General features: G+C 30.1%; 1 pseudogene. It reads left to right on the top strand.

Annotated elements, in window-relative coordinates:
• Positions 1-96 precede the first annotated feature (96 nt).
• A pseudogene (gene glyA, locus EHV01_RS06055) lies at positions 97-849 on the top strand (serine hydroxymethyltransferase); the annotation flags it as partial.
• Positions 850-936 lie beyond the last annotated feature (87 nt).

Raw genomic sequence — 936 nt, 5'->3', positions numbered from 1 at the left:
ATTTTAATAGGTTATGCAAGAAGTCTAATTAATTAAAATTATAATTTGCTATTAGTATCTTTTTAAAAATATTTACAATTATTTTAATAGGTTATGCAAGAAGTCTATTATAATGCAATTGAAAAAATTGCAATTGAAGTAAAACCAAAATTAATTGTTGCTGGAGCCAGTGCTTATTCACGTGAGATTGATTTTAAAAAGTTCCGTGCAATTGCTGATAAAGTTGGAGCCTTATTAATGGTAGATATGGCTCATATTGCAGATTAATTGCTGCTGGTTTACACCAATCCCCAATTCCATATGCTGATGTTGTTACTTCGACAACACATAAAACATTGCGTGGACCTCGTGGGGGTTTAATTTTATCAAAGCAAAAATGAGCAAAAAAAAATTAATAGTGCTGTTTTCCCAGGTAATCAAGGTGGACCATTAGAACATGTTATTGCCGCAAAGGCACAATGTTTTTTAGAGGCATTGCAACCAGATTTTAAAACATATCAAGCAGAAATTATTAATAATGCAAAAGTCCTAGCAGAAACATTAAAAGCAAATAATCTGCGTTTAGTAACTGATGGAACAGACAACCACTTATTAATGGTTGATGTTAAAAGTAGTTTAGGAATTTCGGGGCAAATGGCGGAAGAAATTCTACAAAAAATTGGTATTATTTGCAACAAAAATATGATTCCATTTGATAAAGAATCATCGATGGTTACTAGTGGGATTCGGTTAGGAACAGCAGCTATGACAACACGTGGTTTTGGGAGCAAAGAATTTAAACAAATTGGAGAAATAATTTATAATGTTTTAAAAGAACCAACTGAAAATAATATTAGACTTCTTGCATAACCTAGTTATTTTAAAATTCCTATAAAATATATTTAAAATAGAAATTATAGGAATTTTAAAATAACTAGGTTATGCAAGAAGTCTATT

This window comes from Spiroplasma sp. hy2 (genome assembly GCF_044714365.1).
Classification (GTDB): Bacteria; Bacillota_I; Bacilli_A; order Mycoplasmatales; family Mycoplasmataceae; genus Spiroplasma; species Spiroplasma phoeniceum.
The sequence above is the reverse complement of the archived record's forward strand: the minus strand, read 5'-3'. Positions and strand labels throughout refer to the sequence as shown.